This is a genomic window from Winogradskyella ursingii (assembly GCF_013403975.1).
Lineage (GTDB): Bacteria > Bacteroidota > Bacteroidia > Flavobacteriales > Flavobacteriaceae > Winogradskyella > Winogradskyella ursingii.
Genome location: NZ_JABFDH010000003.1, coordinates 88,879 through 103,070, shown reverse-complemented (window position 1 = coordinate 103,070; position 14,192 = coordinate 88,879). Strand labels below are relative to the sequence as shown.

At 35.3% G+C, this 14,192-nt stretch carries 10 protein-coding genes; 1 reads left to right on the top strand and 9 read right to left on the bottom strand.

Annotated features, from left to right (window positions below; all coding sequences use genetic code 11):
* Window positions 1-15: 15 nt before the first annotated feature.
* From HM983_RS07825 to HM983_RS07785, 9 genes are all read right to left on the bottom strand, one after another.
* Window positions 16-2,961, bottom strand: a complete 2,946-nt coding sequence (locus HM983_RS07825; protein WP_179344861.1) for a glycoside hydrolase family 3 N-terminal domain-containing protein — start codon at window positions 2,959-2,961, stop codon at window positions 16-18.
* A gap of 158 nt (window positions 2,962-3,119) precedes the next feature.
* Window positions 3,120-4,343 carry a phosphoserine phosphatase SerB gene (gene serB, locus HM983_RS07820; protein WP_179344860.1) on the bottom strand — a complete coding sequence of 408 codons (1,224 nt, stop codon included), beginning with the start codon at window positions 4,341-4,343 and terminating at the stop codon, window positions 3,120-3,122.
* A 10-nt stretch (window positions 4,344-4,353) separates the two neighbouring features.
* On the bottom strand, window positions 4,354-4,842 hold the full coding sequence (locus HM983_RS07815) for an ABC transporter ATPase (RefSeq protein WP_179344859.1): 489 nt from the start codon (window positions 4,840-4,842) through the stop codon (window positions 4,354-4,356).
* 39 nt (window positions 4,843-4,881) lie between these two features.
* Complete coding sequence (locus tag HM983_RS07810; protein WP_179344858.1) at window positions 4,882-6,381, bottom strand: PH domain-containing protein; 1,500 nt, start codon at window positions 6,379-6,381, stop codon at window positions 4,882-4,884.
* On the bottom strand, window positions 6,371-6,886 hold the full coding sequence (locus tag HM983_RS07805; RefSeq protein ID WP_179344857.1) for a PH domain-containing protein: 516 nt from the start codon (window positions 6,884-6,886) through the stop codon (window positions 6,371-6,373). The genes HM983_RS07810 and HM983_RS07805 overlap by 11 nt, the downstream gene beginning before the upstream one ends.
* A gap of 24 nt (window positions 6,887-6,910) precedes the next feature.
* Window positions 6,911-7,702, bottom strand: coding sequence for a (Fe-S)-binding protein (locus HM983_RS07800; protein ID WP_179344856.1), 792 nt, complete (start codon window positions 7,700-7,702; stop codon window positions 6,911-6,913).
* A gap of 64 nt (window positions 7,703-7,766) precedes the next feature.
* Complete coding sequence (locus HM983_RS07795; RefSeq protein WP_179344855.1) at window positions 7,767-9,086, bottom strand: (Fe-S)-binding protein; 1,320 nt, start codon at window positions 9,084-9,086, stop codon at window positions 7,767-7,769.
* Between the two features lie 12 nt (window positions 9,087-9,098).
* Window positions 9,099-10,046 (bottom strand): MlaD family protein, encoded by a 948-nt coding sequence (locus tag HM983_RS07790; protein ID WP_179344854.1) that lies wholly within the window; start codon window positions 10,044-10,046, stop codon window positions 9,099-9,101.
* 54 nt (window positions 10,047-10,100) lie between these two features.
* A complete protein-coding gene (locus HM983_RS07785) occupies window positions 10,101-11,219 on the bottom strand; it encodes an N-acetylmuramoyl-L-alanine amidase family protein (protein ID WP_179344853.1) in 1,119 nt (372 codons plus the stop codon).
* A gap of 111 nt (window positions 11,220-11,330) precedes the next feature.
* Between HM983_RS07785 and HM983_RS07780 the strand changes: the two genes are divergently transcribed.
* Entirely contained in the window at window positions 11,331-14,108 is a 2,778-nt protein-coding gene (locus tag HM983_RS07780) for a putative LPS assembly protein LptD (RefSeq protein WP_179344852.1), read from the top strand.
* Window positions 14,109-14,192 lie beyond the last annotated feature (84 nt).

Here is a 14,192-nt window from a genome sequence, read left to right as displayed (position 1 = left end):
ATATTTTTTGGTTCTTTATGGCTTAACATATTCGGGTTGATCCTCACTGATTATCGACTCATATATTAAACGCTGAATTTCTGTTCTAATGTTCTCCCTTAATAGTAGGTTTTTTCCAGCTTCCGGATAAGTTCGGTTTGCCAGAAAAACATAAACTATTTCTTCTTCTGGGTCTGCCCAAGCGTAAGTTCCCGTAAAACCTGAATGTCCAAAACTTTTTAAAGAGAGACAACCGCAAGTTGGTCCTTCTTCCCCAAGTTGTGGTTTATCAAAACCTATACCTCTTCTATTATCTGCATGACAATAATAGCAGGTATTAAATTTATCAATAGTTTCATTTCTAAAATATCGCTTACCGCCATAAAATCCGTGTTGGAGATACATCTGCATAATTTTAGCCACATCATTAGCATTGCTAAAAACACCTGCATGGCCTCCAACTCCACCTTGCATGGCTGCTCCCATGTCATGCACATATCCATGTACTTCTTTATATCTGTAATAATTATCAATCTCTGTTGGCACAATGTCCTTAAAACTAAATTTTTCCAGAGGGTTATAGGTTGTGTAATTTGCGCCTAGAGACTTATAAAATCTATCTTGAACAATTTCGCTTAATGGCTTATCATAAAAATTTTCTAGATATTTTTTTAGAATATAGTATGGTAAATCACTATACCGATAACGCACACGCGACAACAACTCAGAATCGCGTATAATTTTCTGAATAGAATCTTGATAGTCATTACGCATAAATAACGTATTGGTCACTTCTACATTAAATTCCTTACTACGTTCGTTTCTGTAATATTTTGAGTCGGGCTTTTTGGTAACCGTATCTAAAGTAGCATAGTAAAATGGTACCCAAGGTTTAAGTTGAGCATAATGCGACAGCATTTTTTTTATAGTAATATTAGCTTTGTTCGTGCCCTTATATTCAGCCAATAAATCCTTTAATTTTGAATTTAAAGAAATTGAACCACGTTCTTCCAACTCCATAATAACAGGTAGAGTAGCTAATATTTTGGTTAAAGATGCGACGTCGTAAACATCGTTAAAATCTACTTTGTTTTTCTTTTCGTAAGTATGATAACCAAAGTTTTTATTGTAAATCACCTTTCCTTTACGTGCTACCAAAAGCTGAATACCAGGTGTCATTTTATTATTAACAGCATAATTGGCAATAGAATCGATCTTATTTAACTTTTTTGAATCGATACCAACGCGCTCCGGCAAACCATAATTAAGGCTCATTAAAGCATTATAAGTTTCACCAGCTCCAACATCAAAATGTTTTGCGGTGCTCACCGGCAATTTGCCTTTAGCAGGAATTGCTCCAAAAATAAGTTGCGCGGACTTCTGTTGGGAAATAGCACTATTTTGATAGCTCACAACGATACTCCTAATACTTTCCACTGACTCAAGATCATTAAGCGCATAAGGCCGCGCGAAAACATCAAGAATCACATCGGATGTCCTAGAAATATCATTGATTAATCTAATTTCTTTTGCTGAAAATTTAAATTTTTCCCACGGATTGGTATTTGGTTTATGATAACCAATGATTACTGTGTTATAATTCTTTAACATAGCAAAAAGGCCTTGGGTATTATCAAGTTTTATGTGATGTACTTTCGTGTACTTCATTAATTCATCCAAAAAGACCGAACCGTCGTCATCTCCTAAAGATACATAGGCAATTTTTTTGGTTTCTAAATCTCGAAGTGGTAAAAGGGATTTTTCGTTCTTCGCAACGGTAATGGCATTTTCCATGAGTTCTTCATACAAAACATCATCCTTAATTCTGTTAAGGTCGTTGCCAAGATCATATAAACCAACTGGACTATAGTTATCGAGTCCAACTTTATATTTCGCCATTAATATTTTTTTGACTGAATGCGCTAATCGCTCTTCAGAAATATTACCTTTTTTGTACGCATCCAAGATTTTTTTAGAACCTTTGGAAACACTTTCGGACATAAGCATTACATCGTTTCCTGCCATAAATGAAGCCAAATCAATATCACCAGTTTCATCAAAATCGGCAGCTCCTTTCATAGTAAGTGCATCTGTAAAAATTAAACCGTTAAAATTTAATCTTTCCTTTAATAAATCGGTCACAATAAGTTTCGATAAAGAGGAGGGGTAGTTAGGTCTATTCTCTAAACTTGGCACATTGAGATGTGCGACCATTACACTTGAAAGTCCTTCTTTGATCAATTTTTTATAGGGATATAACTCGATGGAATCAATACGTTTTGCACTAAAATTTATGGTTGGTAATGTTAGGTGAGAATCTGTTTCCGTATCTCCATGGCCTGGAAAATGTTTTGCATTAGCAAGCACACCGGCACTTTGCATACCACGCATAAAAGCCAATCCTTTTTCCGTTACATTATCTCTATCTTCACCAAAAGAGCGATTCCCTATAATTGGATTTCGAGGGTTGGTATTAATATCCACCACTGGAGCAAAATTAAAATGTACACCTAAACGCTTGCAATGCTCTCCTATTTGACGGCCTGTTTGCTCAATTAGATTATTATCTGATATCGCACCAAGTGTCATATTGTAAGGAAACGCATATGTAGAATCCAAACGCATGCTCAAACCCCATTCTGCGTCCATACCCACTAACAGAGGTACTTTGGAAGCTGCTTGAAGTTCGTTATTCAGTCTAGCTTGACGCACCGGACCTCCTTTGGAATAGATAATTCCACCGATATGGTTGTTTTTAATAAGGTCAATGATTTGCTTTTTGGATGGTCCGTTACCATTGGATAACATCTGAACCATGAATAGTTGGCCTACGCGTTCTTCTGCAGACATGCTTTTGTATAAGCTATCTACCCATTTTTGCTGTGCAATTGGGTCTTCGGACAGCAGAGGATTAACTTCGAGGTCTTGTGCATTGCTATAACAAAAGCAAATACTTATAAGAATGAGGGCAATTTGACGCATTGGAATTATTTTATCGTTTTTGGGTTGTTCAATTTAGATTGAATGATAACGAATAATATGCCAAAATAGCATAATTATAAGACCTAAAAAAGACTTTAAGATAGATTTATAAACCGCTTAATTAACAGAAAAATAAAGTTTTTAAAGGAAACTTAAAGTTAATCTACCAAATCTATATGGCGATCGTGATAACCTAGTAAATACAAAACACCATCCAAACCAATACTCGAAATGGAACTCTGGGCATTATCTTTAACCTTTGGTTTGGCATGAAAAGCAATACCTAAGCCAGCTAAATTGAGCATTTGCAAATCATTGGCTCCATCACCAACAGCAATGGTTTGGTTGATATCTATACCTTCTTTTTTGGCAATTTCCTTAAGATATTCGGCCTTTTTATTCCCATCTACAATATCTCCGATATAGTTTCCGGTTAAAAAACCATCTTTAATCTCAAGTTGATTGGCATATACATAATCGATATCTAGTTTCTTCTGTAAATAATGACCAAAGTAGGTGAAACCGCCAGATAGAATAGCTGTTTTAAATCCGTAGTTGTGAAGTGTGTCTATTAATCGTTTAGCACCTTTAGTAATTGGTAAATTTTCAGCAACATTTTCAAGAACATCCTCAGAAAGTCCTTTTAAAAGCTTCATTCTTCTCTTAAAACTCTCGTTGAAATCAATCTCCCCTTGCATTGCTGCTTCCGTAATAGCTCGTACTTCCGCTCCTACTCCTGCCAACTCAGCCAACTCATCAATAACTTCAGTCTGGATTAATGTAGAATCCATATCAAAGCAAACCAATCTCCTGTTTCTTCTAAAAATTGAGTCTTCTTGAAAAGCGATATCTACATCTAATTCTTTTGAAATCTGCATGAATTTTGAAGTAAATGCCGTCTTATCATCAATGTGTCCTCTTATTGATAACTGAATTGACGCTCGCGGATAATCTTGTTTCTGCGTAAGTGAAATTCTACCAGTAAGTCGCGTAATGGAATCAATATTGAGATTTTTTTCTGATATGATTTTAGTAACTTCAGAAATTTGTTCTGCCGCTAAACGCTCTCCCAAAATAGTAACAATATAACGGTCCTTGCCTTGAAGATTCACCCATTTTTCGTAATCTTTTAGCGAAATAGGTTTAAATTTTGCTTTGACACCAAGCTCATAGGCCTTAAATAGCAAATCTTTAAGTACGGCAGCCGACTTTTCTCCAGACTCAATTTTAAATAGAATTCCAAGAGATAATGTATCATGAATATTGGCTTGACCAATATCAAGCACATCTGCTCCATATGCTGCCAAAACACTCGTTAATCCAGAAGTAAGTCCTGGTTTATCCTGTCCTGAAATATTTACTAGAAAAATGTCTGTACCCAAAATTTACTGTTTATGTTTTAATAAATCTGCTGTGCCAGCTTTCACTAGCAGGTACCTCCCAATTTTCTTTAAATTCTGAAATATTCGTTACTAAATTATTAAAAACAATAGTGTTTTTTGAAACGGCATTCTGTTTTGCCATTTTCTTAAAATCGACCAATGGTTTGTATGCCACATATTCGCCTTGCTTGTAAGACACGTTCATTTTATCCATTAAATCAACATTGTAATCCTTTTCCAACTGCTGAATAAAACGTACGGATGCATCAATGGAACAGCCTGTAGCATTATTTAAGCTTTGGTTTAAGGCAATAACTATAAAACGTTTATAGACAATTTTATAACCCGATTGCAAATCTTTACCGTGAGCCGTCCAAGCTTCAATAAAATTATCTAGTTTACTTTTAATTTCTTCAATTTCGTCTTCCGTAAAAGAGCGATTGGCTTGGTATATCCAAACGCGAGATTCTTCGGGTAATGTATCAAAATCTACTAGCATAGTCAATTCTTTTATTTTTGAAAGTTCAAAAGTACAATATTACATCCAATCCCTATCTTGAGATTCTACCAAGAATAATAAATAGTCATAGATATTTTTTGCTGTCCCCTCTTTAACGTAGGAAATGGTTACGGATTTTGAAGCCGTAGAAATTACAACGGATGCAATTCGTCTTCTCTTTTGGAAAATGGACTGTTTTAATTTTACAGCTTGTATTTTATGAATTTCTAGAATATTGGTAGTTGTGTCTATAAAACCACTTCCAATAGTCACAGCGTTGTCCGAAACGCTATAATAAGCCTTTCTGTAAACCATAAAAATATAAATCGCCATAAATGGCAACATCACTAAGGTTAAGATCCAAAAGTTATAACCAAAGACTAGTACGGCAGGTATATGAAGTATGAATGTCAAAATAAACATGTCGAGCGCTAATATCCGTAGATAGTAGTTTTCGGGTTTGTATTTATCTTTGATAAGGCTGTAATCACTCAAAAATCGGTTGACCAAATAATTGAGTTGTTCACGCTCCAAAGCAACGATCACAAAATTTTTCTGTTGTTTTTTATCGGTCATAGCCTGTTTCACCGACAAGGTATATAATCCAAGGTATTTTTTTAAGCGATTGGTTTTGATGACTAAATTTTGGATACGACTAGGTGTTAAGCTCAGAGAAATTTTATTGAAAAGTCCTTTGTTGATCTCTACTGTTTTTTGATGCTCGACCACTTCCAGATTAAAATTAACGATAAAGGTTCTTACAACAGAAAAAACCATTGAAATCAACAAAACAAAAATCGTTATAAAAATGATCGAAATCATTATTGTTGAAACACTTTCTTCATTGATGCTCACGGCATTTTCAATCTGTTCACCAATACCAAACTCTACTAAAAAATCTTCAAACTCATAATATAGACCGAATACGAACGAGGCTATTATTGCAAAACTTTTAATGTGGTTTTGGGAAATACCCTCCAAGAGTAATCGCTTTACACTGGCCCTAAAAAACACATCATCGACTTCCTCATCATTAACTTCTGAACCAACTCCGTCAGTAGTTCTTTTTGAAAAAAGAAGTTTTTTTAAGCGTAAAGCTTTTGGCTTGTCGAGTGCGTTAATTTCAATTTCTGATTTATTATCGCCAGCAGTTTCAATTTTTAATGAAACGACGTTAATAATCTGTTGCAAGAAATTCTGCTTGATGTAAACATTCTGTATTTTGGACTTTGGGATAATTGTATTGTCCTTATTTAAAATTCCCGTGGACAAATGAAAATCCTCGCCAACTAAATGAAACTTAAAGTTGAGATATTTTAAAACCGCGTAAACAAAAACCAATAGAACAATACCGATTAAAATCAGAACCAATATTGTAGGACTCAAATTTGCAAAGGAGCTTTTTCTGAAAAGCGATACACCAAAAGCTATGAATAAGACAAAAAACCGCTTTACAAATTGGAAACAGTTGACACCAAAAATGATAATGATACCTTTAGATGATTGACGGATAGGTTCTGAAAATTCATTAGTTTCCATTGACCTTGCCACTTATAAAATCGTTGATTTGTTTGGCTTCGACTTCCGGAAGCCCCTTGATACTAAGATCGCTACCCGATTCACCAGCTGTAAAAAGATTTAAGGTCGCCAAACCAAACTGTCTCGCCAACCAACTTCGGGAAGCTTCAATATGTTGAATTCTTGAAATTGGAACCGTGGTTACTGAATTAACCAGTAAGCCTTTGGAATAAATAACATCATGGTCTCTCACCGCATATTTACGTTTATGAAAAGCCAAAACAACCAAAACTATATTAAGGAGCATGATGCCTAAAATCGAAAAAAATGGATACCAAAAGTATTGCTGGATAGCGACATCGTCACTGATAAGTTTGGCGGATATTAATAGAGAAAAAAGGACAACATATACTATTAGCGTATTTATAACTATAACATTTAAATACTTTCTGGAAATCAGTTTCAGTTCCGTATCATCCAATTTTGGTAAGTTCTCAATTTCGATTGGTGCATTTGAAAAATCCATACTTCACTTTATCATGAAATTTCTCTATAAATCTTGGGCATTGGCTATTAATTCTGCAATATCCATTACAGCAATATTGTCTTCTTTTTCTTTGTTTTTAACACCATCGGTCATCATAGTGTTACAAAACGGACAACCAGCTGCAATTATTTCTGGTTGGGTTTCTAGAGCTTGTTCTGTTCGTAAAATATTCACTTCCTTATTTCCAGGTTCAGCATCCTTAAACATTTGTGCGCCACCAGCACCACAACACAAACCTCTGGATTTGCACGATTTCATTTCTATCAATTCTGCATCTAACTTTTTAATAAGATCTCGTGGTGCTTCGTAAACATTATTAGCACGGCCTAAATAACATGGGTCATGAAAAGTGATTCGTTTGCCTTTAAACTTGCCACCTTCAATTGTGATTCTGCCATCATTTAAAAGATCTTTCAAAAATTGAGTGTGGTGAACGACTTTATAATTTCCACCTAAGGATGGATATTCATTTTTTATAGTATTGAAACAATGCGGACAAGCCGTTACAATTGTTTTTACTTCGTAAGCATTCAAAACTTCAATATTCGTGACCGCTTGCATCTGAAACAAAAACTCATTACCAGCACGTTTCGCAGGATCACCAGTACAGCTCTCTTCAGCGCCTAAAACAGCAAAATCAACTTTAGCCTTGTGCAATAATTTCACAAAAGCCTTTGTTATTTTTTTTGCTCTGTCATCAAAACTTCCGGCACAACCTACCCAAAAAAGGACTTCTGGTTGTTTACCTTCGGCCATGTATTCTGCCATTGTTGGCACTTTCAATTGTTCACTCATAATTTTGAGTTTATTAGTTTTCTTAGTTACTGGATTTATAGTCTAATCACAAAAACTATTTTTTTTAATTTTCTTTAGCCCAATTCAATCGGTCCATTTGGTTGTATGGCCATGGTGCTCCATTGTTTTCTACGTTGGTCATCATATTGTTTAATTCGGTTGGTGCAGCACTTTGCTCCATCACCAAATAGCGACGCATATCCATTATGATAGACAATGGGTTAATACTTACAGGACAAGCTTCGACGCAGGCATTACATGTGGTACACGCCCAAAGTTCTTCTGGTGTCGTGTAATCGTTTAGCAATTGTTTGCCATCGTCCTTAAACTCACCGTTGTTGGCATCGATGTTTTTACCTACTTCCTCTATACGGTCCCTTGTGTCCATCATGATTTTACGAGGAGAAAGTTTTTTCCCTGTTTTATTGGCAGGGCATTCGTCCGTACAGCGACCACATTCTGTACACGTATAGGCTCCTAAAAGTTGAATTTGGTTAAGATCCATCACATCACTAGCACCAAACTTTTCTGGATCTTCTTCTACTTCCGCTCCTTCTGCCGGTGCTGCAAAAGGATCTGCATTCGGATCCATCATTAACATCACTTCCTTAGTTACAGCATCTAAGTTATTAAACTGGCCTTGCGGAATCACGCGGCCAAAATACGTGTTCGGAAATGCCAACAATATGTGCAAATGCTTCGAAAAATAGAGGTAATTTAAAAACACGAGAATACCGACAATGTGTAACCACCATGCGGTGCGCTCAATAGTATGTAAGGTGTTTTCAGAAAAACCTTCAAACCAGGGTGCTATAAATTGTGAAATAATATTACCTGAATTTAACTGCTGAAATGAAACGTCTGTCGCATTCATAATCAAGAATAGACACATGAGAACCACTTCAAAATAAAGAATGATGTTTGCATCATCTTTTGGCCACCCCTTAAGTTCGTTGGCCATGAAACGCTTTAGTTTTAATATATTTCTTCGTACCAAAAATACAATCACAGAAACAAGAACTAACAAAGCTAAAATCTCAAAGGCACCTATCAAAAATCCATAAACTGAAACTGGCAACACCTCTAATCCTATTCGATGTGTTCCTGCCAGACCGTCTATGATAATTTCTAACACTTCAATATTAATAATAATAAAGCCTACATATACAATGACATGAAGAAAACCAGCAATAGGACGTTTTACCATTTTACTTTGCCCCAATGCAATTCGGGCCATATTTGCCCAACGTTGTGACTTATTATCACTAGCATCAACCGCTCTTCCTAATTTTATGTTCCGGATTAATTTTTGGATGTTTCGGGCAAAATAACCAATACCCAAAACGAGCACAATGGCAAAAAGTATTTGTGGTAAATATTCCATATTAAAAGCGGTCTAATTCTTATTTAATTCCTCTTGTGTTGGTTCCTCGTAAGGAATTTCACGCTTAGACAAGATACGTCTATATCTGGCTGGATGTAATTTTATATCTAACAAGAGTAACTCTAATTCTTGCGACGCTCCTTCGAGATTGTTGTACAAGGTAGCATCATTTAGTAGCTTCCCGATAGTGCCATCACTATTATTTACTGCTGCTAGCATGCTTTGAACATCAGTAAGGGTTTTATCTAAATTTTGAATCGTGGCAGAAAAATCTGCCTCTTTTAAATCTGCCGAAATCTCACCAAAGTCACTAGTAACCTTTTCAAGATTTGTCAATAACGCAGCAATCTTTTCATCATTCTGCTGTACCAAATTCTGAACAGAATAAGACAAACCTTTAAATGATTTTAAGGTTGAATTTAACTCGGCGATGGCTTGTTTTAGACCTTTTTCCGAATCATCAATTATCAATGTATTCAGGTTGGTCATTAAAGTATCTGTGGTGCGTAGCGTTGTTCCCAGATCTTCACTGATTCCAGAAAAATCTTCTTCTAACGTGGTTACCAAACCTGGTTTTACACTAGACTTTATAAAATCCCCAGGTTCTGCCAATTCACCATCATTAGAATCTTCAATTGACAGCGCATTACCTCCCATTAAGCCAGTTTGATAAAGCCTTACTAAACTATTTTTTGAAAATTTGAATTCTGGGACAATTGAAAAGGCAACTCGGGTTTTACCTGTTTCGAAATTATATTTAATCTCTTCTACCTTACCAATTTTATTTCCTTTTACTGTTACAGGTGCTGATGGAGTAAGTGCGTTGTAATCAAATTCTGTGTAATACACGTCTTTATTTGAAAATAAATCGTCTCCTCTTAAAAATGTGAATAAATATATAAAGAGTGCAATGCCAGCTAGTACCAATATTGCAGTTTTAACTTCTCTTGAAATTTTCAATGGTCTCTACTTTGGTTAAAACAAAATTAGGAATAAATTTGATAAGACCATCAATTAATTTGAAGCATCTTGTAATGCATCGGAAACCGCAATCTGACTGCCATTTTTAAATGCCACCACGAAACACGACTGGTATCCTTTGGCTTTTGCCTCGTTCTGTAATCGTTTTATTTTATTATAGTCTGAAGTTGCACCATAATAATATTTGTAGAGCTTACCAACTTTGTCTTTGGTAATTTCACTCAATCCCTTGAAATTATAAGCTTTGGGTTCTAAATCTTTTGAACTTGCAGCTATCTGAACTTTAAAAGTGACGTCCTTATAAACTAAAGGTTCCTCATAATCATCAATTATTTTTTCAACCGTAGGGTTAAGAATATTACTCCCAACATTTTGGTCAATCTCTTTTTTATAATCGATAATGGCATCTCTTAAGGCTTGAGCCATTTTCTGTTGACCTGCTTTTGTATTAAGGTATGCACCTTCGCTCTTATTGGTTAAAAAACCAAGCTCTACCAATACACTTGGCATATACGTATTTCGTATTACTAATAGACTGGCCTGTTTAAGACCTCTACTCTTTCTTTTTGCCTTTCCTATAAAATTATCTTCAATTTTACGAGCCAATACAATGCTCTGCTCAACATATACTTCTTGCTCGATACCAATTGCTATAGTAGATTCGGGTGAACTAGGATCAAAACCAGCATAATTTTGTTTATAGTCTTCCTCTAAAAAAATAACTTCGTTTTCACGTTTGGCGACTTCAAAATTACGTCCGGTATTCTTTTCTCCCAAGACAAAAGTTTCTGTACCAAAAGGTTTAGGATTTGCAACAGAGTTACAGTGTACTGAAACAAATAGATCGGCATCTGCTTTGTTAGCAATATTAGCACGTTCGTAAAGTTCTATAAATACATCTTTCTTTCGGGTGTATATGACTTTTATATCTGGGTTTTGTTCCAAGGCTTTACCAACCTCCAAAACTACTTTGAGAGCAATATCTTTTTCAAAATACCCATTGCCTCTATTTCCTGAATCTCCACCTCCATGTCCAGCATCCAAAACCACTACAAATTTATCTTTTTGAGCATACAGTCTATTAACTGATGTTAAAGAAGTGATAAATGTAAGTGTCAGTAATACTAATATATGTTTGGTTCTCGTTTGCATATTTGATTTAACGGTTTATAAACTCGGATTATTACACAGTTCAGTGACTTAAAAGTGTATTTTTAAACTTTAATAAGCAGAATAAACTATACATAAAAAATATATGTAATTTTGGCGTTTCAAAAACCGAGCCATACTTTTACAAAAATACATTTAAAAGGATTGCGTACAAACAGCCTACACATACTTTTTGCCTTGAGTTTTACAGTGTTTATCAACACTTTTAGCTTCGCCCAAGAATTACCAAAAAAGAGTAAAGAAATACCTCCCACCCAAGTAAGAGACTCTGGTAAAATTCAATTGGACTCAATTATTAAACCACCTATAATTACCAAAGAAATTGACTCTGTAAAGCAGGATTCCGTAAAAAACAATGAATTTTTAAAAGATGTAGTAAAATATACTGCTACAGATAGCGTGGTTACGGAATTAATTTCGCAAAAAATTTACATGTACAATCAGGCGAAGATCAATTACCAGGATATGGAAATTAAGGCAGGTATCATTGTGATTGATTACGGAAAAAACACAGTGTATGCTGGTAGGATGAAAGATTCTACAGGTTATTCCCAAAAACCAGTATTTACACAAGGTGCCAATGTTATTGAGCCAGACTCTATTATATTTAATACAGATTCAAAGAAAGCTTTGATTTTTAATTCGGTTACTGAGCAAAGTGGAGGGACCATTATAGCAGAACGTACAAAAAAAGAGAATGATTCTGTTTATTTTATCGAAAAAGGGAAATTTACAACTTCAGAAAATTTAGAAGATCCGGAATATTATATTCTAATGCAAAAGGCCAAGATTGTACCTAATAAAAAGGTTGTGACAGGTCTGAGCCAAATGTATATTTATGATGTACCTACACCAATAGCAATACCTTTTGCGTATTTCCCGATGTCTAAAAAACAAACTTCGGGTGTAATTTTCCCTTCATTTGGTGAGGACACAGGGAACGATAGAGGGTATTTTTTACAAAATGGCGGCTATTATTTTGCAATTAGCGATTATTTTGATTTGGCGGCTTTGGGAGATTATTACACTAACGGCAGTTATGGTATTCGCTTAGAAAGCAACTATGCCGCACGTTATAAATTTAGAGGTAATGTAGGTTTTAGGTATGAAAACCTTCTTAATAGCGAACGTGGTTTCCCAGACTTTAGCCAACGTACCATTTATAATATAAGGTGGTCTCATTCGCAAGATGCCAAGGCTAATCCAAACTCTCGATTTTCGGCTTCAGTCAACTTAGGTAGTAGTCAATATTATCAGCAATCAGTAAATCAAATCAATCAAAATAGTTTTCTTAATAATACATTGGCTTCATCGGTGTCGTATTCCAAAACATTTCAAGGTGAGCCTCAAGTAAATTTAAGTTTAACAGCAACACATTCGCAAAACACCAATACTGAGCAAATTAACCTCACACTGCCAACATTGCAAGCTTCTGTGAGCAGAATTTTCCCTTTTGCTCCAGAAACTGGAGTTAAAAAAGGAGCTATTCAAAATATCAACTTTCAATATAATACAAGAGGAGAATACAGAATTAATACAGTAGATTCTCTTTTTGGTAAAAGTGAAATGTTCGACGACGCACTTGCAGGAATGAGACATAGCATACCTGTTACAACCAATTTTAAAGTTTTTGATTATTTTAGTTTAAGTGCCAACGCAAATTTCGAAGAAACTTGGACATTAAAAACCACAAGGCGCAGCAATATTTTTGAAGGAGAAACTTCAACTCCGATAGATGTTAATGGTTTTGACCGTTTTTTAACTTATAATTTTGGTGCCAGTGTTGGTACGACAGTTTATGGATTGTTTAATTTTGACAAACAAGGAAAAGGCCGAAAAATCCAGGCTATAAGGCATGTTATGCGACCTTCCTTGAGCTATAGTGTTACACCTGCATTTGATCAATATTATGAAACATACGACGTTATTGATGCCGACGGCACAACGAGCGACCAAGTGGAGTACACAAGGTTTGAAAATTCATTGTTCGGAAGACCAGGTAATCGCTACTCTAGCAATGTCGGACTTTCAATAGGAAATAATATTGAAGCTAAGGTACGTTCGCGCGATTCCACAGAAACAGAACCCGAAAAAGTTTTTATTTTAAACAACCTGAATTTTACAACGTCTTACGATCTGGCTGCAGATTCACTTAATATTAGTCCGGTTCGAGTAAGTGGTGGTACTCAAATTTTAAATAAAAAAATGAGCATTAACTTTGGGATGACCTTAGATCCATACGCTTTAGATAACAACAACACTAAAATCAATACATTTAATATAGACAATGGTGGCAGTTTGTTTAGAATGACTTCTGCTAATTTAAATATTGCCTATTCATTATCTAATGAAACGTTTAAACGTGGTAATATAGATAAAGGTTTAGATCAGGAAGCTGAGCGTAATGCAACAACCACCAATAGCCGAACCGATGATCTCTTCGGGAAAAGTCAAGACTTTGCAGATAGAAGGTTAGATGACGACGATCAAGATAAAAACAAAGAAAAGGAAAATACTGAGTTTTACAACTATAGCTTGCCTTGGAACCTCAGATTAGCTTATGCAGTAAATTATTCTAATACGAGACGAGAAGATCAAATTTCTTCCAACTCGCTCATGTTTTCTGGAGATGTGGAGTTATCGCCTCGTTGGAGCGTTGGTGCCTCGTCGGGTTATGATTTTTTAAACAAAGGTTTTACGTATACCCAATTAAGATTTGAACGTGACCTGTTAAGCTGGAAAATGAATTTTACTTGGATTCCATTTAGTGATCGATCTTCTTGGAATTTCTTTATCGGAATAAAATCTAATTTACTGAAAGATCTTAAATACGATCAACGTCGCCAGCCAGATCAGCGCGTTGGAAACTAAATAAGGCTTTAAGTTTAAGGATTGGAAATTTCACTTAGGGCTTTACAAAATAACCATTCGCATGTCCAGACTCACAATTTGAAA

Excerpts from the sequence above, each read along its gene's own strand:
- HM983_RS07785 (WP_179344853.1), bottom strand. The coding sequence starts at position 11,219 with ATGCAAACGAGAACCAAACATATATTAGTATTACTGACACTTACATTT.
- HM983_RS07825 (WP_179344861.1), bottom strand. The coding sequence starts at position 2,961 with ATGCGTCAAATTGCCCTCATTCTTATAAGTATTTGCTTTTGTTATAGC.
- HM983_RS07800 (WP_179344856.1), bottom strand. The coding sequence starts at position 7,702 with ATGAGTGAACAATTGAAAGTGCCAACAATGGCAGAATACATGGCCGAA.
- HM983_RS07805 (WP_179344857.1), bottom strand. The coding sequence starts at position 6,886 with ATGGATTTTTCAAATGCACCAATCGAAATTGAGAACTTACCAAAATTG.
- HM983_RS07795 (WP_179344855.1), bottom strand. The coding sequence starts at position 9,086 with ATGGAATATTTACCACAAATACTTTTTGCCATTGTGCTCGTTTTGGGT.
- HM983_RS07810 (WP_179344858.1), bottom strand. The coding sequence starts at position 6,381 with ATGGAAACTAATGAATTTTCAGAACCTATCCGTCAATCATCTAAAGGT.
- HM983_RS07815 (WP_179344859.1), bottom strand. The coding sequence starts at position 4,842 with ATGCTAGTAGATTTTGATACATTACCCGAAGAATCTCGCGTTTGGATA.